18 protein-coding genes and 2 pseudogenes are annotated in these 17318 nt (G+C 71.6%); 13 read left to right on the top strand and 7 right to left on the bottom strand.

Annotated elements, in window-relative coordinates; genetic code table 11:
* Nucleotides 1-370 (top strand): annotated as a pseudogene (locus ACTWQJ_RS25935) (NAD(P)/FAD-dependent oxidoreductase); the annotation flags it as partial.
* A gap of 48 nt (nt 371-418) precedes the next feature.
* Here ACTWQJ_RS25935 and ACTWQJ_RS25930 read toward each other — a convergent pair.
* Together ACTWQJ_RS25930 and ACTWQJ_RS25925 are read right to left on the bottom strand one after the other, a co-directional pair.
* Nucleotides 419-1291: a SigB/SigF/SigG family RNA polymerase sigma factor gene (locus ACTWQJ_RS25930; protein WP_443308975.1), complete on the bottom strand. Its 873-nt coding sequence runs from the start codon at nt 1289-1291 to the stop codon at nt 419-421.
* A 181-nt stretch (nt 1292-1472) separates the two neighbouring features.
* Nucleotides 1473-1886: an ATP-binding protein gene (locus ACTWQJ_RS25925; protein ID WP_443308974.1), complete on the bottom strand. Its 414-nt coding sequence runs from the start codon at nt 1884-1886 to the stop codon at nt 1473-1475.
* 186 nt (nt 1887-2072) lie between these two features.
* Between ACTWQJ_RS25925 and ACTWQJ_RS25920 the strand changes: the two genes are divergently transcribed.
* Both ACTWQJ_RS25920 and ACTWQJ_RS25915 read left to right on the top strand, forming a co-directional pair.
* Nucleotides 2073-2324 (top strand): hypothetical protein, encoded by a 252-nt coding sequence (locus ACTWQJ_RS25920; RefSeq protein ID WP_443308973.1) that lies wholly within the window; start codon nt 2073-2075, stop codon nt 2322-2324.
* Nucleotides 2325-2636: 312 nt separating this feature from the next.
* Nucleotides 2637-3095, top strand: coding sequence for a cyclic nucleotide-binding domain-containing protein (locus ACTWQJ_RS25915; protein WP_443308972.1), 459 nt, complete (start codon nt 2637-2639; stop codon nt 3093-3095).
* 13 nt (nt 3096-3108) lie between these two features.
* Here ACTWQJ_RS25915 and ACTWQJ_RS25910 read toward each other — a convergent pair whose 3' ends face one another.
* Nucleotides 3109-3726 (bottom strand): LysE/ArgO family amino acid transporter, encoded by a 618-nt coding sequence (locus tag ACTWQJ_RS25910; protein ID WP_443308971.1) that lies wholly within the window; start codon nt 3724-3726, stop codon nt 3109-3111.
* A gap of 116 nt (nt 3727-3842) precedes the next feature.
* Here ACTWQJ_RS25910 and ACTWQJ_RS25905 point away from each other — a divergent pair, with 116 nt between their 5' ends.
* Together ACTWQJ_RS25905 and ACTWQJ_RS25900 are read left to right on the top strand one after the other, a co-directional pair.
* Complete coding sequence (locus tag ACTWQJ_RS25905; RefSeq protein ID WP_443308970.1) at nt 3843-4751, top strand: LysR family transcriptional regulator ArgP; 909 nt, start codon at nt 3843-3845, stop codon at nt 4749-4751.
* 79 nt (nt 4752-4830) lie between these two features.
* Nucleotides 4831-5181: a DUF488 domain-containing protein gene (locus ACTWQJ_RS25900; RefSeq protein WP_443308969.1), complete on the top strand. Its 351-nt coding sequence runs from the start codon at nt 4831-4833 to the stop codon at nt 5179-5181.
* Between the two features lie 42 nt (nt 5182-5223).
* Here ACTWQJ_RS25900 and ACTWQJ_RS25895 read toward each other — a convergent pair whose 3' ends face one another.
* The gene (locus tag ACTWQJ_RS25895; protein ID WP_443308968.1) at nt 5224-6906 is read right to left on the bottom strand and encodes an FAD-binding dehydrogenase; all 1683 of its coding nucleotides are present in this window, start codon (nt 6904-6906) and stop codon (nt 5224-5226) included.
* A gap of 17 nt (nt 6907-6923) precedes the next feature.
* Nucleotides 6924-7565 (bottom strand): TetR/AcrR family transcriptional regulator, encoded by a 642-nt coding sequence (locus ACTWQJ_RS25890; RefSeq protein WP_443308967.1) that lies wholly within the window; start codon nt 7563-7565, stop codon nt 6924-6926.
* Between the two features lie 132 nt (nt 7566-7697).
* Here ACTWQJ_RS25890 and ACTWQJ_RS25885 point away from each other — a divergent pair, with 132 nt between their 5' ends.
* The 4 genes from ACTWQJ_RS25885 (at nt 7698) to ACTWQJ_RS25870 (ending at nt 11691) form a co-directional block, all read left to right on the top strand.
* Nucleotides 7698-8324, top strand: a complete 627-nt coding sequence (locus ACTWQJ_RS25885; protein WP_443308966.1) for an alpha-ketoglutarate-dependent dioxygenase AlkB — start codon at nt 7698-7700, stop codon at nt 8322-8324.
* 133 nt (nt 8325-8457) lie between these two features.
* The gene (locus ACTWQJ_RS25880) at nt 8458-9627 is read left to right on the top strand and encodes an acyltransferase family protein (protein ID WP_443308965.1); all 1170 of its coding nucleotides are present in this window, start codon (nt 8458-8460) and stop codon (nt 9625-9627) included.
* 75 nt (nt 9628-9702) lie between these two features.
* A complete protein-coding gene (locus ACTWQJ_RS25875; protein ID WP_443308964.1) occupies nt 9703-10449 on the top strand; it encodes an MBL fold metallo-hydrolase in 747 nt (248 codons plus the stop codon).
* A 9-nt stretch (nt 10450-10458) separates the two neighbouring features.
* Nucleotides 10459-11691, top strand: coding sequence for a DUF4032 domain-containing protein (locus ACTWQJ_RS25870; RefSeq protein WP_443308963.1), 1233 nt, complete (start codon nt 10459-10461; stop codon nt 11689-11691).
* Nucleotides 11692-11734: 43 nt separating this feature from the next.
* Here ACTWQJ_RS25870 and ACTWQJ_RS25865 read toward each other — a convergent pair whose 3' ends face one another.
* Nucleotides 11735-12607 carry a universal stress protein gene (locus ACTWQJ_RS25865; protein ID WP_443308962.1) on the bottom strand — a complete coding sequence of 291 codons (873 nt, stop codon included), beginning with the start codon at nt 12605-12607 and terminating at the stop codon, nt 11735-11737.
* 59 nt (nt 12608-12666) lie between these two features.
* Between ACTWQJ_RS25865 and ACTWQJ_RS25860 the strand changes: the two are divergent.
* From ACTWQJ_RS25860 to ACTWQJ_RS25845, 4 genes and pseudogenes are all read left to right on the top strand, one after another.
* Nucleotides 12667-13022 (top strand): annotated as a pseudogene (locus ACTWQJ_RS25860) (VOC family protein).
* Nucleotides 13023-13144: 122 nt separating this feature from the next.
* Complete coding sequence (locus ACTWQJ_RS25855; RefSeq protein ID WP_443308961.1) at nt 13145-14821, top strand: FAD-dependent oxidoreductase; 1677 nt, start codon at nt 13145-13147, stop codon at nt 14819-14821.
* Complete coding sequence (locus ACTWQJ_RS25850; protein WP_443308960.1) at nt 14818-16278, top strand: ATP-binding protein; 1461 nt, start codon at nt 14818-14820, stop codon at nt 16276-16278. Before ACTWQJ_RS25855 ends, ACTWQJ_RS25850 begins: the two co-directional genes overlap by 4 nt.
* On the top strand, nt 16275-16625 hold the full coding sequence (locus ACTWQJ_RS25845) for a UBP-type zinc finger domain-containing protein (RefSeq protein ID WP_443308959.1): 351 nt from the start codon (nt 16275-16277) through the stop codon (nt 16623-16625). Before ACTWQJ_RS25850 ends, ACTWQJ_RS25845 begins: the two co-directional genes overlap by 4 nt.
* A gap of 28 nt (nt 16626-16653) precedes the next feature.
* On the opposite strand, the gene ACTWQJ_RS25840 is transcribed toward ACTWQJ_RS25845, so the two are convergent.
* Nucleotides 16654-17318, bottom strand: a 665-nt coding sequence (locus ACTWQJ_RS25840) for an SGNH/GDSL hydrolase family protein (RefSeq protein WP_443308958.1), incomplete at its 5' end; no start/stop codon positions are given.

The following is a 17318-nucleotide window of genomic DNA, read 5'->3' as shown; positions in this document are numbered from 1 at the left end:
GGTCGCCGACAACATCATCGCGACGCTGCGGGGCGAACCGATGCAGCCGTACGTCCACAAGGACCTGGGGCTGGTCGTCGACCTCGGCGGCCGCGACGCGGTCTCCAAGCCGCTCGGCGTCGAACTGCGCGGCCTGCCCGCCCAGGCCGTCGCCCGCGGCTACCACTGGTCGGCACTGCGCACCAACGTCGCCAAGACCCGCGTCATGACCAACTGGCTGCTCAACGCGGTGGCCGGCGACGATTTCGTCCGCACCGGTTTCCAGGCCCGCCGGCCCGCCAAGCTCAAGGACTTCGAGTACACCGACTCGTATCTGACGCCGGAGCAGGTCCGGGCGCACATCGAGGGGAAGGACACGGCGGCGGGGTGAGAGCCCGCCGCCGTTGCCTCGCGGGCGCCCGGCCGGCGACGCGTCGGGTCAGGCCGCCGCCGCGGAGCGGTGACGGGTCCTGCGTCGGGCAGCCCCCCTCCGGTGCCCGAGGGCCTCGTTGCGCACGCGGGCGCAGCTGCGGCTGATCAGGCGTGAGACATGCATCTGGGAGATGCCCAGCCGGTCGGCGATACGGCTCTGCGTCATGTCCTCGAAGAAGCGCATGTAAAGGATGGCGCGCTCGCGTTCCGGCAGATTGCGCAGACTCTCCTTGGCCGACTCGCGGTCGACCACGACGTCGTACGAGCCGTCCGGCGCTCCGAGGGTGTCGGCGAGGCTGTAGCCGTCCTCGTCGGTGGAGAGTTCGGCGTCGAGCGAGAGGGTGCTGAAGCTCTCCAGCGCCTCCACTCCGGTGGAGACCTCGTCCTCGGTCAGCCCGCTGTGCGCCGCGATGTCGGCGACGGTGGGCTCGGGTGAGCCCGGGCTCTGGGCCAGTTCCCGGCGGGCGACCCGTACCTTGTTGCGCAGTTCCTGGACCCGGCGGGGCACGCGCAGGGCCCACATCCGGTCCCGGAAGTGCCGCTTGACCTCGCCGGTGATGGTGGGCACGGCGTAGCTCTCGAAGGCGCCCCGGGCGGGGTCGTAGCGGTCGATGGCCTTGACCAGCCCGAGCGCGGCCACCTGACGGAGGTCCTCGAGGGACTCACCGCGGTCGCGGAACCGGCCGGCGATGCGGTGGGCCATGGGCAGCCATGCGCTGACGAGTTCATCGCGGACGGCGTCCCGCTCGGGGCCGTCCTCCAGGGTGCCCAGTTGGGTGAAGAGGTGGGTGGTGTCGGGAGCGTCGTCATGGCGCCGCCGGTGGTACGCGGCGGAGTGGTCGGACGTGCCAGAACGGCTTGTCGACATGTCGATGAGCATGCGGAATCGCTCCTGAACGGTCTTTTCAGGGACTTCAGGGACTACCGCGGGAAGGGCGCCGATCCGGATCCCGGAGACCCGGGAGCGCATACCGCTCCCCGCTGGCGCGCCTCCGGTCCGAAGCACGAGAATGCGTCTGCCCTGCCACCGCGGGAACAAACGCCACGGCGGCGAAGACCGGTCAGCCCAGTGGCACCACGGCGGTGATGCGTTTACCGCCCGAGGGCAGTCCCGCCACCCGCACGTCCCGCGCCAGCCGGCACACGATCGGCCAGCCACGCCCCCCTGACCGACGCCGCCCCTGCGCGTCGATCGGCGCCGTGACCACCGGCAGCCGGTCGCTGCGGTCGCTGACGGAGACCCGCACCTCCCGCCCGTCCACATCGACGGCGACGCCGGTGACACCGCCGCCGTGCAGGATGGCGTTGGACGTCAGTTCCGACGCCACGAGCAGGGCGTCCTCGAGGGCGTCCTCGTCGCACGGGATGCCGGTGGCCCGGCAGCGACTCGCCACCGCATGCCGTACCGCCCGGCGGACGTCGGCCGGACGGCACGTTGCGCTGCCTGCGGGCACGGTCCAGTGCTGCGCGCTCACGTCTTCGCTCCCTGACTGATCGACCGGGAAGGACACCGCCGAGTCGAAGAAAACGGGCTTTCGTCCGGCCGCCCCGCCCACACTGTTCGGCTCACCCCTGAGGGGCCCGCCAAACCAGCCGGAACAAGTCGCCGGAAGCCCGCGCACCCGGCCATCGAAGCGGAACACGAGGGGTACGCGGAGGGCATGACCGATGTCGTGGACTCAGACGAGCTGTTGCGGCGCATCCAGCGCGGCAGGGCCTGCGCGGAACAGGAGGAACGCGCGTGGCGGGCGCGCAGCGACGCCCTGGCGGCGCACGACCCGGACGGAGCCCGGGAGGCGGCCGTACGGCGGCTGGCGTACGAGGTGGTGCTCAGGGTGCTGGACGAGATCCTCACCCCCGGCAGGCACGCCGAGGCCGGCCGAGCGGGCGCCGGGGCACGATCCGCGTCGTGACCTCACAGCAGCAGTGAGGGCGAAGTGAAACAGCTCACGGGACCTGGTCCCGTGTTCGGACAACGCCCGGTGATGGTTTATTGTTCATCCATACGTGGTGACGGAGTCGACCTCATCGTCCTCCGTACATCACCGCTTACGGCCCTGGCTGGCTTCCCCCGTCCAGCCAGGGCTCTTTCATGTCCGCGTCGCGGCCACCGCCGGACCGGGTGCGGAATCGACGGGATCGCCGAGGTGCTCCGCGCACCCTCAGCGGCTGAAATGGGCATAGGAACAGCACCGGGACCGATCGTCGGCGAGGAGCTCCGCGCCATGACCAAAGCGACGAAACTGCTGACCGCCCTTCCCCCGCCGCAGCGCGGGCGACTGATGGCGCTCGGCCGGGAGGTGTCCTTCCCCGAGGACACCCGGATCTTCGAGGCGGGCGGCACGGCCGACCGTTTCTGGGTCATCCGCTCCGGGGCGGTCTCGCTCGACCAGCAGGTGACGTCGCTGCAGCGGGTGACCGTCGCCACTCTCGGCTCGGGCGATCTGCTGGGCTGGTCCTGGCTGTTCCCGCCGCACCAGTGGGACTTCGGCGCGGTGGCCTTCAGCCCCGTACGCGCCTACGAGTTCGAGGCCCAGCCCGTGCTCGAGCTGTGCCAGGAGGATCCGCAGCTCGGCATGACGCTGGTGCGGATCGTCGCCGAGATCCTCGCGTACCGGCTGGAGATGACCCGCGGCCAGCTGATGGAGCAGTACTCGCTCCACCGGCGCAGCGGCGGCCTGTAGGGGTCCCGGGCGGTCAGCTGCCGGCGATGAGTGTGACGCCGAGGACGAGCATGGTTGCGGCGAGGAGTCCGTCCAGCACCCGCCAGGCGGCGGGCCGGGCCAGCCAGCGGCCGAGCAGCCGGGCCCCGAAGCCGAGCGCGGTGAACCAGCAGAGGCTGGCGACCGCGGCTCCGACGCCGAACGTCCAGCGCAGCGGACCCTGGTCGGCGGCGACGGAGCCGAGCAGGAACACGGTGTCGAGGTAGACGTGCGGGTTGAGCCAGGTCATCGCCAGACAGGTGAGCACCGCCCGCCGACGCGACCCGGCGGCCTCGCCCTCCGTGCGCAGGGCCTCCGCCCCGGGCTTGAGGGCACGGCGGGCGGCGAGGGCTCCGTAGCCGAGCAGGAACGCCCCGCCGATCCAGCCCACCACGGTCAGCGCACCGGGCCAGGCCACCACCACCGCGCCGACACCGCCGACGCCCAGGGCGATCAGGAGGGCATCGGACAGTGCGCAGATGGCGACGACGGCGAGGACCGCCTCCCGGCGGACGCCCTGGCGCAGGACGAAGGCGTTCTGGGCGCCGATGGCGACGATGAGCGAGAGGCCGGTGCCGAATCCGGCGGCCGCGGCGGTCAGGGTGTGGGGCATGGCATCGACGCTACGGAAGCGGCGCCTGGAGGTACAGCTAATGATTCTTACGTATCCTTAGCTCTCGTAATGCCTCGTACTGGCCCTCGTAATGGCCCTCAGGAGCGGAGCAGGCGATGACGGAGCTTCCTGTCGACCAGGTGCAGACCCTGCTCGCAGTCGTGGACGAGGGCACCTTCGACGCGGCGGCGGCCGCCCTGCATGTGACGCCGTCGGCGGTCAGTCAGCGGGTGAAGGCCCTGGAGCAGCGCACCGGACGGATCCTGCTGATGCGGACGAAGCCGGTGCGGCCCACGGAGTCGGGCGAGGTCGTGGTGCGGCTGGCGCGCCAGCTGGCCCGGCTGGAGCGGGACGCGCGCGCCGAGCTCGGTATGAGCGGTGCCGGGGAGGCGACCCGTGTGTCGATCGCGGTGAACTCCGACTCGCTGGCGACCTGGTTCCTGCCGGCCCTCACCCGCGTCCCCGAGGAGCTGCGGCTCTGCTTCGAACTGCGCCGCGAGGACCAGGACCACACCGCGGCGCTGCTGCGCGAGGGGCTGGTGATGGCGGCGGTGACATCGTCGTCGGTTCCCGTGACGGGGTGCTCCGTGCGCGCTCTCGGCACGATGCGCTACGTCGCCGTGGCCCGCCCGGACTTCGCCGAGCGGCATCTCGACGGAGAGCTGCGGGAGACGCTCGCTCAGGCGCCGGTCGTGGTCTTCGACCGGCGCGACGACCTCCAGGACGGTTTCGTCCGCCGGCTGCGGCGCGGCAGGGGCGGGGCGAGCCCGGTACGGCACTTCGTGCCCACCTCGGACGGCTTCGTCGAAGCCGTCGCCGCGGGCCTCGGCTGGGGTGTGGTGCCCGAGGTCCAGGCCGACCCGCTGCTGCGCTCCGGCCGCCTGGTCCAGCTCGCCCCCGACCGCGCGGTTGACGTCCCGCTGTACTGGCAGCAGTGGAAGCTGGACTCGCCCGCCCTGGCGGCGGTGGCGGACGCCGTGACGGCCACGGCCGCACAGACCCTGCGTTCGGGTCCAGTCAGGTGAGGCGGCCCCGGGTTCCACGGCTGCCTCCGCCCGTCCGGCGTACGCTCCCGGCACGAGCCGCCGGGAGAAAGGCCCGAACGTGAGTGTCCGTGTACGCCGCATCTACGAACCGCCGGAAGCCGAGGACGGCGTGCGCGTCCTGGTCGACCGCCTCTGGCCGCGCGGCCTGGCCAAGGACGCGGCCCACGTGGACGAGTGGCCGAAGGCCCTCACCCCGTCCACCGAACTGCGCCGCTGGTACCACGCGGGCGAGGGGTCGTACGAGGAGTTCGCGCGCCGCTACGAGGCCGAGCTGGCCGAGCCCGAGGCGGCCGAGCTCTTCGACCGGCTGCGCGCGTCGGCACGCGAGGCGACGGTGACGCTGCTGACCGCCGCCAAGTCCCCGGAGCAGAGCCATGCGTCGGTGCTGGCCCGCCTCCTTCAGGAGTGACCCGCCTCCTTCAGGCCTGAGGAGACGGGCCGTCGGCGTGCCTCAGACGGTCTGCCGTGCGGCCGCCCGGCCCGCCGCGCGCCCCGAGAAGAGGCAACCGCCGAGGAAGGTGCCCTCCAGCGCGTTGTAGCCGTGCACGCCGCCACCGCCGAAGCCGGCCACCTCGCCCGCCGCGTACAGACCGTCGATCGGCTGTCCGTCGACGCCCAGGGCGCGCGAGTCCAGGTCGGTCTGGATGCCGCCGAGGGTCTTGCGGGTCAGGACGTGCAGCTTGACGCCGATCAGCGGTCCGGCTGCGGGGTCGAGGATGCGGTGCGGGGTGGCGACCCGGCCGAGGCGGTCGCCGACGTAGCGGCGGGCGTTGCGCAGGCCCTGCACCTGGGCGTCCTTGCTGTAGGGGTTGGCGATCTGCAGATCGCGGGCCTCGATCTGGCGGCGGAGCGCGACCGCGTCGAGGAGCGGCTTGTCGGTCAGGCCGTTCATCTTGTCGACGAGCTGTTCGAGGCTGGGCGCGGTCACGAAGTCGGCGCCGTTGCGCAGGAAGGCCGCCACCGGGCCGGGTGCGCCCTTGCCGAGCACCCGTTCGCGCAGGAACGCCTTGCGGTCCTTGGCGGTGATGTCGGGGTTCTGCTCGGAGCCCGACAGCGCGAACTCCTTCTCGATGATCTTCTGGGTGAGGATGAACCAGGAGTGGTCGTACCCGGCGATGTCCTGCGTGGTCCGCAGGTACTTCAGGGTGCTGAGGGTGTCGTATCCGGGCAGACACGGTTCGGGCAGGCGGCGGCCGAGGGCGTCGAACCACATCGAGGACGGTCCCGGCAGGATGCGGATGCCGTGGCCGGGCCAGATCGGGTCCCAGTTCTGCAGGCCCTCGGTGTAGTGCCACATGCGGTCGCGGTTGACCAGCCGTACGCCCGCCTCCGCGCTGATGTCGAGCATCCGCCCGTCGACGTACGCGGGGACGCCGGTGACCATCTCGGCGGGCGGCGTGCCGAGCCGCTCGGGCCAGTAGCGGCGGACGATGTCGTGGTTGGCGCCGATGCCGCCGGTGGTGACGACCACGGCCTGGGCGGTGAGTTCGAACTCGCCGACGCGGTCACGGTTGGAGGCCGCCCCCCGGGGCGAGTTGTCCTCGGCCAGGACCGTGCCGCGCACCCCGCGTGCCGCGCCGTCCTCGATGACGAGCTCGTCGACCCGGTGCCGGTGGTGGAAGGTGAGCAGTCCGTCGCGCGCGGCCTGCTCGGCGTACCGGACGAACGGCTCGACGACCCCTGTGCCGGTGCCCCATGCGATGTGGAAGCGGGGTACGGAGTTGCCGTGTCCGTCGGCGCGCAGGTCGCCGCGCTCGGCCCAGCCGACCGTCGGCAGGAACTTGATGCCGTGCCCCTCCAGCCAGGACCGCTTCTCGCCGGCCGCGAACTCGACGTAGGCGCGGGCCCAGCGCACCGCCCAGGAGTCCTCGTCGTCCACCCGGTCGAACCCGGCGCTGCCCTGCCAGTCGTTCCAGGCCAGGTCGAGGGAGTCCTTGACGCCCAGCCGGCGCTGCTCCGGGGAGTCGACGAGGAACAGCCCGCCGAAGGACCAGAAGGCCTGGCCGCCGAGGTTGGCGGCGTTCTCCTGGTCCACCAGGGCGACCCTGCGGCCCCGGCTGGTGAGTTCGTGCGCCGCGACCAGGCCGGCGAGACCGGCTCCGACGACGATGACGTCCGCGTCCGTGGCGTCCATGGGGACCGTTGCCCTTCTCATTGGGGTCTCAGTTCGGGTGTGCCGCTGCCGTCCGTCAGCAGCGCGGTGAGCAGCTGCTTGAGCCACGCGCGCGCATGCTCGACGTCCTTGTCCAGCAGCAGTTGGGCGGTGACTCCGTCGTAGGCGGCGACCACCGCGTGGGCGGCGGCGTCGATGTCGCCCAGTACGGCGGGCAGTGCGGTGGGGCCCTGGACGGCGCGGGCGAGCCGCTGCGCGATGGCCCCGCGCAGCCGGGCCCGGTGCTCCAGGAGGGTCTGCGCGACGGCCGGGTCACGGGCGGCGTGCACGAGGAAGTCCGTCTTGACCAGGAGCCAGTCCAGGTCGAGAAGCAGCACCTCGGTGACCCGGTCGACGGCGGCGGGCACGTCGAGGTCCGGTCCGTCCAGGGCGAGCGCCCTGGAGACCTGCTCGGCGATGAGGTCGGCCCGCTGCCGGTAGAGGGCGAAGAACAGCTCGTCCAGGCTGGCGAAGTTCGAGTAGAAGGCACCGCGGCTGTAGCCGGCGGCCTCGCATACCTCCTCGATCGAGACCCGGCCGAAGCCCTTCGCCGCGAAGACCCCGAACGCGGCGTCGAGGAGATTGGCGCGCGTGCGGACGCGGCGCTTCGTCACGCGCCCGGTCGTCGCCTCCGCAGCCATGTCCCGCCCTCCGTTCGATACGGGAATGTATCCGATACAGGAATGTATCCAAAGGGCCGGGACACCAAGAGTTCACCGTCACCGCAATTTCAGAATGGGAACATATTTTCGAATACGGGCTAGGCTGGATCCATGAGCACGCACCTCCAGGGCTCCCTCTTCGACCAGGCGGACCAGCTCGGGCTCGGCTCCCTCGACGGGATCCACCGCACCGAACTCGGCCACGGCGCCTGGATCGACGTGCTGCCCGGCTGGCTCAGCGGCTCCGACACCCTGTTCGAACAGCTGGCCGCCGAGGTGCCGTGGCGTGCGGAGCGGCGGAAGATGTACGACCACGTCGTCGACGTACCTCGGCTGCTGGCGTTCTACGACGCGGACGACCCCCTGCCGCACCCGGTGCTGACCGAGGCGCGCGACGCGCTCAGCGCGCATTACGGCGACGAGCTGGGCGAGCCGTTCACGACGGCCGGGCTGTGCCACTACCGCGACGGCCGCGACAGCGTCGCCTGGCACGGCGACCGGATCGGGCGGGGCGCGCGCGAGGACACCATGGTCGCGATCCTCTCCGTCGGCTCGCCCCGTGACCTGCTGCTGCGCCCGATGCGCGGCGGCGACAGCGTGCGGCGTCCGCTGGGGCACGGCGATCTCATCGTGATGGGCGGCTCCTGCCAGCGGACCTGGGAGCACTCCATACCCAAGACCACACGCGCCGCGGGACCGCGCATCAGCGTCCAGTTCCGCCCGGCCGGCGTGCACTGAGGCGGAGAGGCGGCCGCTTCGGATGCGCGCGGGGGCTGCCTCCGGCGGACGGTGCCGGAGGCAGCCTCACCCCTGCCGGAACCCTGTCGTCCCCGCCCGTCCTCCCCCACACTGGGCCGGACTTGGGGGTCGTATGGACACGGAATCCACGCGAACGACCGCCGCTCCCAGGCGGCAGGAACTGGACGCGCTGCGCGCACTCGTCGTCGTCGGCCTGGTCTTCTTCCACACTGCCCTGGTGTTCTCCCCGGACGACGACTTCTACGTCAAGAACGCCGACACGACGGACACCGTCACCATCGTCGCCGGGCTCGGCGTGATCTGGGCGATGCCCATGCTGTTCCTCGTCGCCGGCCTCGGCTCCCGGCACTCGATACGCCGCCGGGGCCCCGGCGGCTTCGCCCGCCGGCGCCTGCTGCGCCTCGGCATCCCCCTGGTCTTCGCGACGCTCACCATGATCCCCGTGCCGCAGTGGCTGCGCCTGCGGGCCGCCGACCCCGGCTACGACGAGTCGTACTGGAGTTTCTGGCCCCGTTTCTTCGACGTCCGACTGGACCTCACGGACTTCCCCTTCGTCCTCGACGGGGACCATTTCGAGACCGGCCACCTGTGGTTCGTCGTCCTCCTGCTCGCGTTCTCGCTGCTTCTCGCACCGCTCGCGGCGCCTGTCGCGGCCGGGGCCGAGGGCACGGGCCGCGCAGTGGCGAGGCGACCCGCCCTGCTGCTCCTGCCCGCGCTGCCGCTCGCCCTGCTCAACTCCCTCGCCGGCATGGAGGAGGACTACGCGGGCTGGAACCGCTGGGCGTACCTGCTGTTCTTCGTCTGCGGCTACGCACTCGCCGACGACGAACGCGTCCGCGCCGCCATGCGCCGCCTCGCCCGGCCGGTCGGCGTACTCGGGCTCGTCCTGTTCGCGGGAACCGCGCCCGGGTTCCTCACCGAGGACGATCCGTTCACGGACTGGTCCCCGCTCGCGCTGGTCACTCGGGCGGTGTTCGGGGCGGCCGGATGGTGCTGGGTGGTGGCGATCCTGGGGCTGCTGGACCGGCCCCGCGAGCGTGCGACGCCCGCCGGCCAGGGGCACGGCCGGATCCTGGCGTACTTCGCCGTCGCCGCGCTGCCGTTGTACGTCCTGCACCAGCCGGTCGTCGTCGCCTTCGCCTACGGGGTGGTGGGCTGGGAGGCGCCGATTCCCGTCAAGTACCTGGTGATCGTGGCCTGTTCGCTCGCGGTGATCCTGGTGGCGTACGAGTTCGCGGTACGCAGAAGCAGGGTGACGCGCTTCCTGTTCGGGATGCGCTGACCCGGCCGGCGTCGGCCGGCTCGCGATCTGCTTTGCTGGTGCCGTCGGGCAGGGACCTCAGCAGGCGGGACGATCATGCGGGCAGATGTGCGGCAAGTCGCCGACGGCACCTACCTGGTGCACGGAAGCAACACCAACTGGGTGATCCTCACCGAGGAGGACGCCGTCACACTCATCGACACCGGCTACCCCGGAGACCGGGAACAAGTCCTCGCCTCGCTCGCTGACGTGGGGAGCTCACCGGAGGCGGTCGCGGCCGTGCTGATCACCCACGCCCACAACGACCACCTGGGCTCCGCCGAGTACCTGCGCGCCACGTACGGCACGCCGGTCTACCTGCACGAGGCCGAAGTGCCGCACGCCCGGCGGGAGTTCCTGCACCAGGTGACCATCGGGCAGGTCCTGGGCAACGGGTGGCGGCCGGGCGTCCTGCCGTGGGCCGTACACGCCCTCCGGGTCGGCGGGACCGCCCACGTGCCGGTGGCCGAGCCGCAGCCGTTCCCGGCGCAGGGGCCGCTCGATCTGCCTGGGCGGCCCGTCCCCGTGCACACACCCGGCCACACGCTGGGGCACACCGTCTTCCACCTCCGCGAGGCCGGAGTGCTGATCTCCGGCGACGCCCTGGTGAGCGGCCACCCGACCTCGCGCGTCCACGGGCCACAGCTGCTGCCCGACATGTTCCACCACGAGCGCGCCCGCGCCGTGGCCTCGCTGGAGACGCTGGAGGGCCTCGCCGCGGACGTCCTGATTCCGGGGCACGGGCCGGTGCACCAGGGTCCAGTACGTGAGGCGGCACGACACGCACGGGAACGGGCCCTTTAAAGTCGGGCCATGGCCTTGCAGATCAGCGCCACCAACCCGGAGCACCCCGCGCTCCTCCTCGAGCTGCCCTGGGACGTGCCCCTGGAGGAGTGGCCCGCGGAGTACCTCGTCCCGCTGCCGCGCGGCATCTCCCGGCACGTGGTGCGGTACGCCCGCGCCGGCTCCGAGGTGATCGCCGTCAAGGAGCTCGCCGAACGGCCCGCGCTGCGCGAGTACGAGCTGCTGCGCGACCTGGACCGGATCGGCATCCCTGCGGTCGACCCCCTGGCCGTGGTCACCGGGCGCGCCGACAAGGACGGGGCCCCGCTGGAACCCGTACTGATCACCCGGCACCTGGGCGGCTCGATGCCGTACCGCTCGATGTTCGAGACGACGCTGCGCCCGGCCACCATGCACCGCCTCATGGACGCCCTGGCCGTCCTGCTCGTACGGCTGCACCTCGCCGGGTTCGCCTGGGGCGACTGCTCGCTGTCGAACACGCTGTTCCGCCGGGACGCGGGCGCCTACGCCGCGTATCTCGTGGACGCGGAGACCGGGGAACTGCATCCGCAGCTCAGCCCCGGACAGCGCGACTACGACCTGGACCTCGCCCGCGTGAACATCAGCGGCGAGCTGCTGGACCTGGAGGCGTCCGGGGCGCTGCACCCGTCCGTGGATCCCATCGAGTTCGGCATGGAGATCTGCGCCCGCTACCGGGGCCTGTGGCAGGAGCTGACCCGCACCTCCGTCTACCCGGCGGGCAAGTACCACTACATAGAACGCCGGATACGCCGCCTCAACGAGCTGGGTTTCGACGTCGCCGAGATGCAGATCGAGCACTCCTCCAACGGCGACACCGTCACCTTCGTACCGAAGGTCGTCGACGCGGGCCACCACCAGCGGCAGCTGCTGCGCCTGACCGGCCTGGACACGGAGGAGAACCAGGCCCGGCGGCTGCTCAACGACCTGGAGAGCTGGATGGCCACCCAGGACGACTACGCCCCGGGCGAGCACCTCGGCGCCCGCCCGGAGGTGCTCGCCCACCGCTGGGTGCGGGACGTGTTCCGCCCCACCGTGCGGGCCGTGCCGCTGGAGCTGCGCGGCGCGATGGACCCGGCCGAGATCTACCACGAGCTGCTCGAACACCGCTGGTACCTGTCCGAGCGGGCCCAGCACGACATCGGGCTGGACACGGCCGTGACGGACTACGTCAAGAACATCCTGCCCAAGGCGCGCGAGACGCTTCAGCCGACGTCGGAGTGACTCAAGGCGGCCAGGAAACCCGTCGGCCCACCGCCGGAGTCACTCAGACGGGCGGGACCACGGCCACCGGGCAGCCCGCGTGATGCAGGACCCCATGGGCGACCGAGCCGATGCGTGCGCCGACGGCGGTACGGCGGGCCCGGCGCCCGACGACCATCAGCTGTGCCCGCCCGGCCACCTCCAACAGCACCTGCCCCGCACTGCCCATCTCCACGTGCTCCACCACCGGAACGTCGGGAAACCGATCCCGCCACGGCTGCACCGCCGCGGCCAGCGCCTTCTTCTCGTACGGTTCCAGGCCTCCGGCCTCGTCGAGCAGCTTCAGCGAGGCCGGGCTGTAGGAGAACACCGGCGGCAGGGTCCAGGCCCGTACGGCACGTACGGTCGCCCCGCGCGCGGCCGCCGCCTCGAACGCGAACCGCAGCACGGCTGCGCTGTCGTCGGGGTCGCCCTGCTGGCCCACGACGACCTCGCGGCCCGCGGCCTCGGCGGCCGGCTCGTCGCCCGCCCTTACGAGAACGACCGGACGCGTGACTCCGGCGATGACCTGCTGTCCGACCGAGCCGAGCAGGAAGCCGACGACACGGCCGTGGCCGCGCGAGCCGAGCACCAGCATCTCGGCGTCGGCCGCCGCGGCGGCCAGCGTGTCGACGGCGCTGCCTTCCAGGACGTCGGTGGTCACGTCGAGCCCAGGGTGCCGCTCGGTGACCACCCGGGCGGCCTCCGCCACGGCCGTGCGCACCCACCCTGCCTGGCTGTCGGCGTCCCCGGCATCGATCGCCTCGTGCGGCTGGAACCGCCAGGCGTGCACCACACGCACCGGCAGCCCGCGGCGGACCGCCTCCCGGCCCGCCCAGGCCAGTGCGGCGAGACTCTCCTCCGTACCGTCGACCCCTGCCGTGATCGGGCGTGTCATGCGGCTGCCTCCCTGTATTGCGGTCACGTCGTCGGGCCAGTCTTCCCTACGCTGCCGGGATGAGCCTGGAATGGGAGCAAGTGAACGTGGATGCGGCCGACCCGGCCGCCCTGGGCCGCTGGTGGGCAGAAGCATTGGGGTGGGTGGTGCTGAACGACTCGCCCGAGGAATTCGAGATCCGGCCGCGGGAGGACCGCCTGCCGGGGCTGATCTTCGCGCCGGTCCCGAGGGCAAGACGGTCAAGAACCGGCTGCACCTCGACTTCCGCCCCGACGACCAGGAGGCCGAGGTCGCCCGCTTCCTCGCGCTCGGCGCACGGCACGCGGACGTCGACCGAACAGGCGATGAGAGCTGGGTCACGCTTGCCGACCCGGAAGGCAACGAGTTCTGCGTGCTGAGCTCGCGACGCCGCTGACGGGCTCCGGCCTCCCGCATACCTGAGCGAAGCGGGACGATCGAACATACGATGGGCGGGAGCCGGCGCGGCGGGACAGGGCCGCCGTACCGCGAATCCGAACGCTCTCGGGTGGGAGACGTATGGCACAGGCCGCCGACACGGCGCGGACCGTCATCATGACCGTGGACGACGACCCGGGGGTCTCCCGTGCCGTCGCCCGGGACCTGAGGCGGCGCTACGGCGAGTCGTACCGGATCGTGCGCGCGGAGTCCGGCGAGTCCGCGCTCGAGGCGCTGCGGGAGCTGAAGCTGCGCGGCGACCTGGTGGCCGTGATCCTGGCCGACTACCGCATGCCGCAGATGAACGGCATCGAGTTCCTCGAACAGGCGCTGGACGTGTATCCGGGCGCGCGGCGGGTGCTGCTGACCGCGTACGCGGACACGAACGCGGCGATCGACGCGATCAACGTCGTGGATCTCGACCACTATCTGCTCAAGCCGTGGGATCCGCCCGAGGAGAAGCTGTACCCGGTGCTGGACGACCTGATCCAGGCGTGGCGCTGCAGCGACTACCGGCCCGTGCCCAGCACGAAGGTCGTCGGGCACCGCTGGTCGGCGCGCTCGTCGGACGTCCGGGAGTTCCTGGCCCGCAACCAGGTGCCGTACCGCTGGTACTCGGCCGAGGAGCCGGAGGGCCGGCGGCTGCTGGCCGCCGCCGGTGCGGACGGGCAGCGGCTGCCGCTGGTGATCACCCCGGACGGCACGCCGCTGGTCGCGCCCGAGGCGCCCGAGCTCGCCGCCCGGGTGGGGCTGGCGACGACACCGACGGCCGACTTCTACGACCTGGTCGTCATCGGCGGCGGCCCGGCCGGTCTCGGCGCGGCCGTGTACGGGGCCTCGGAAGGGCTGCGGACGGTGCTCGTGGAGCGGTCCGCGACCGGCGGGCAGGCCGGGCAGAGCTCACGCATCGAGAACTACCTCGGCTTCCCCGACGGCGTGTCGGGCGCGCAGCTCACCGACCGGGCCCGGCGGCAGGCGGCGAAGTTCGGCGCCGAGATCCTCACCGCGCGCGAGGTGAGCGGGCTGGAGGTCAACGGCGCCGCGCGGGTCGTACGGTTCTCCGACGGCTCGGCGATCGCCGCGCACAGCGTGATCCTGGCGACCGGCGTGTCCTACCGGGAGCTTCCCGCGCCGGGCGTGGACGAGCTGAGCGGCTGCGGGGTGTTCTACGGATCGGCGCTGACCGAGGCCGCCTCCTGCCAGGGCCACGACGTGTACATCGTGGGCGGCGCCAACTCCGCGGGGCAGGCGGCGATGTACCTGGCCCGGGGCGCCAAGTCGGTGACCCTGCTGGTGCGCGGGGAGTCGCTGTCGGCGTCGATGTCGTACTACCTGGTCCAGCAGATCGAGGAGGCGCCGAACATCTCGGTGCGCTGCGGCACCGTCGTCGAGGCCGCGCACGGCTCCGACCACCTGGAGCAGCTGACGCTGCGCGACGCGGCGACCGGGCAGACCGAACTCGTCGACGCGCAGTGGCTGTTCGTGTTCATCGGCGCGGCCCCACTGACCGACTGGCTGGACGGCACGGTGCTGCGCGACGAACGCGGGTTCATCCTGGCCGGCCCCGACCTCACGCCGGACGGGCGGCCGCCCGCGGACTGGGAGCTGGACCGGCCGCCGTACCACCTGGAGACCAACATTCCCGGCGTGTTCGTGGCGGGCGACGCGCGCGCCGAGTCCGCCAAGCGCGTCGCGTCCGCCGTCGGAGAGGGAGCCATGGCCGTGATGCTCGTCCACCGTTACCTGGAGCAGTCATGAGCGGGCGGCTCCTGCCGTGCAATCCCCAGGAGATCGGCTCACTGTTCCTGTTCGAGAAGCTGAGCCCCGAACAGCTCGGACGGCTGTGCGCCGCGGGACGCGTGGAGGGGTTCGAACCCGGCCCGGTGTACACCGAGGGTGAGCCCGCCACCTGCTTCTACGTGATGATCGAGGGCACGGTCGTGCTGTCCCGGCGGGTCGGCGCCGACGACGTCGAGGTCACCCGGACCTCCCAGCCCGGGGTGTACGCCGGGGCCATGCAGGCGTATCTCGGCGACCGGGTGCGGCAGGTCTACAACAACTCGATGCGCGTGACGGAGCCGACACGGTTCTTCGTGGTGCCCGCGGACACGTTCGCGACCATCATGCGGGAGTGGTTCCCCATGGCGGTCCATCTCCTGGAGGGGCTCTTCTTCGGCTCGAAGAACACCCAGCGGATGATCGGGCAGCGGGAACGGCTGCTGGCGCTCGGCTCGTTGTCCGCCGGGCTCACCCATGAACTCAACAACCCCGCCGCAGCGGCCGTACGGGCGACCTCGACCCTGCGCGAGCGGGTGGCGAAGATGCGGCACAAGCTCAGCATCATCGCCTCGGGCCCGTTTCCGCGCGAGCAGTTGGCGCACCTCATCGAGATCCAGGACCGCACGGCCGAACTGGTCGCCAAGGCACCGACCCTGAGCCCGCTGGAGGCGGCGGACCGCGAGGACGCCCTCACCGACTGGCTCGACGACCACGGCATCCCGGACGGCTGGCGGCTCGCGCCCACTTTCGTGCAGGCCGGACTGGACATCGACTGGCTGGACCAGGTCGCGGCGGCCGTCGACGAGGAGATCCTCCCCGGAGCGGTCGGGTGGCTCAACTACACGGTCGAGACCGAGCTGCTGATGGACGAGATCGAGGACTCCACCACCCGCATCTCCCACCTCGTGGACGCGGCGAAGCAGTACTCGCAGCTCGACCGCGCCCCGTACCGGATGGCCGACGTGCACGAACTCCTCGACAGCACGCTGCTGATGCTGTCGGGAAAGATCGGCCAGCAGATCAAGGTCGTCAAGGACTACGACCGTACGCTCCCGAAGGTCCCCGCCTACCCGGCGGAGCTCAACCAGGTGTGGACCAACCTGATCGACAACGCGGTCTCCGCCATCAACAGCGCGGGCGGCGACGGGACGTTGACGGTGCGGACGGCGCTCGACCACGACCGGATGCTGGTGGAGTTCCGCGACACGGGGCCCGGGGTACCGCCGGAGATCCGAAACCGTATCTTCGACCCCTTCTTCACCACCAAGCCGGTGGGCGAGGGCACCGGGCTCGGCCTGGACATCTCCTGGCGGATCGTCGTCAACAAGCACCACGGCAGCCTCCAGGTCGAGTCGGTGCCGGGCGACACGCGTTTCCAGGTGCTCCTTCCGCTCACCGCCACGGACGACGAAACGGCCCCCGAGGAGTCGGCATGACCAGTGACACCGGAATCGACCCGACCATCCCGCCCAGCGGCACGGGCTGCGCGGAGTGCGACGAGGTCGGGGGGTGGTGGTTCCACCTGCGGCGCTGTGCCCAGTGCGGCCACATCGGCTGCTGCGACTCCTCCCCCGCCAAGCACGCCACCGCGCACTACGAGGCCACCGGGCACCCCGTGATGCGGAGTTTCGAGCCGGGCGAGGAGTGGTTCTGGAACTTCGCGACGAAGGAGATGTACGAGTCCGGCCCCGACCTGGCCCCGCCGGAGAGCCACCCCCTGGACCAGCCGGCGCCGGGTCCGGCGGGGCGGGTTCCGGCGGACTGGGCGAGGACGTTGCGCTGAGCGGGACAGCCGACCGCACCCCCGTGAACTACCCGGACGCGCAGTCCAGGCTCTCGATGTCGACGGCGTCGGCGAGCGCCTGCATCCCCTTGTCGTTGGGGTGCAGGTGGTCGCCGTTGTCGAAGAACGGAAGGATGCGCTCGGGGTCATACGGGTTGCGCAGGATGCGGTCGAAGTCGGTGACCGCGTCGAACTCCCCGCTGTTCCGGATGAACGCGTTGACCTCCTGACGTACGGCTTCGGCGGCCGGATCCCATTCGGACCAGCCCTTGAAGGGCCCGACGGTGGCGCCGACGACACACTTGCCCGCCGCGTGCGCCCGGTCGAGGATCTCGCGGTAGCCGGCGATGAGATCCTCGGCGGTCACGCCGGTGTGGGCCTTGATGTCGTTGACGCCCTCGAAGAGGAACACGGTCCGGACGCCGGGGTGGGACAGGACATCGCGGTCCAGCCGGTTGAGGGCGCTCTGCCCGGCGCCGTCGGCCAGGACCTTGTTGCCGGAGATCCCTTCGTTGGCCACGCCCTTGACGGTCGTCCAGGTCGCGGCCCGGAGTCGGCGGGCGAGGTAGTCGGGCCAGCGGCGATTCAGGTCGGTGCTGGACTGCCAGCCGTCCTTGATGGAGTCGCCGAGCGCGACGACTGCGCCGGTCGACGCGCTCGTCCGGACGGTGACGGCGTCGAGGTAGAACCAGG

Origin of the sequence: Streptomyces sp. KR55, from assembly GCF_052245645.1 — a bacterium.
Classification (GTDB): Bacteria; Actinomycetota; Actinomycetes; order Streptomycetales; family Streptomycetaceae; genus Streptomyces; species Streptomyces flavusporus.
This window is presented reverse-complemented; position numbering and strand designations above follow the sequence as displayed.

Bases quoted from the DNA above. Each gene is read 5' to 3' on its own strand.
- ACTWQJ_RS25930 (WP_443308975.1), bottom strand. From the start codon at position 1,291: ATGCTCATCGACATGTCGACAAGCCGTTCTGGCACGTCCGACCACTCC.
- ACTWQJ_RS25920 (WP_443308973.1), top strand. From the start codon at position 2,073: ATGACCGATGTCGTGGACTCAGACGAGCTGTTGCGGCGCATCCAGCGC.
- ACTWQJ_RS25915 (WP_443308972.1), top strand. From the start codon at position 2,637: ATGACCAAAGCGACGAAACTGCTGACCGCCCTTCCCCCGCCGCAGCGC.
- ACTWQJ_RS25910 (WP_443308971.1), bottom strand. From the start codon at position 3,726: ATGCCCCACACCCTGACCGCCGCGGCCGCCGGATTCGGCACCGGCCTC.
- ACTWQJ_RS25905 (WP_443308970.1), top strand. From the start codon at position 3,843: ATGACGGAGCTTCCTGTCGACCAGGTGCAGACCCTGCTCGCAGTCGTG.
- ACTWQJ_RS25895 (WP_443308968.1), bottom strand. From the start codon at position 6,906: ATGGACGCCACGGACGCGGACGTCATCGTCGTCGGAGCCGGTCTCGCC.
- ACTWQJ_RS25890 (WP_443308967.1), bottom strand. From the start codon at position 7,565: ATGGCTGCGGAGGCGACGACCGGGCGCGTGACGAAGCGCCGCGTCCGC.
- ACTWQJ_RS25885 (WP_443308966.1), top strand. From the start codon at position 7,698: ATGAGCACGCACCTCCAGGGCTCCCTCTTCGACCAGGCGGACCAGCTC.
- ACTWQJ_RS25880 (WP_443308965.1), top strand. From the start codon at position 8,458: ATGGACACGGAATCCACGCGAACGACCGCCGCTCCCAGGCGGCAGGAA.
- ACTWQJ_RS25875 (WP_443308964.1), top strand. From the start codon at position 9,703: ATGCGGGCAGATGTGCGGCAAGTCGCCGACGGCACCTACCTGGTGCAC.
- ACTWQJ_RS25870 (WP_443308963.1), top strand. From the start codon at position 10,459: ATGGCCTTGCAGATCAGCGCCACCAACCCGGAGCACCCCGCGCTCCTC.
- ACTWQJ_RS25865 (WP_443308962.1), bottom strand. From the start codon at position 12,607: ATGACACGCCCGATCACGGCAGGGGTCGACGGTACGGAGGAGAGTCTC.
- ACTWQJ_RS25855 (WP_443308961.1), top strand. From the start codon at position 13,145: ATGGCACAGGCCGCCGACACGGCGCGGACCGTCATCATGACCGTGGAC.
- ACTWQJ_RS25850 (WP_443308960.1), top strand. From the start codon at position 14,818: ATGAGCGGGCGGCTCCTGCCGTGCAATCCCCAGGAGATCGGCTCACTG.
- ACTWQJ_RS25845 (WP_443308959.1), top strand. From the start codon at position 16,275: ATGACCAGTGACACCGGAATCGACCCGACCATCCCGCCCAGCGGCACG.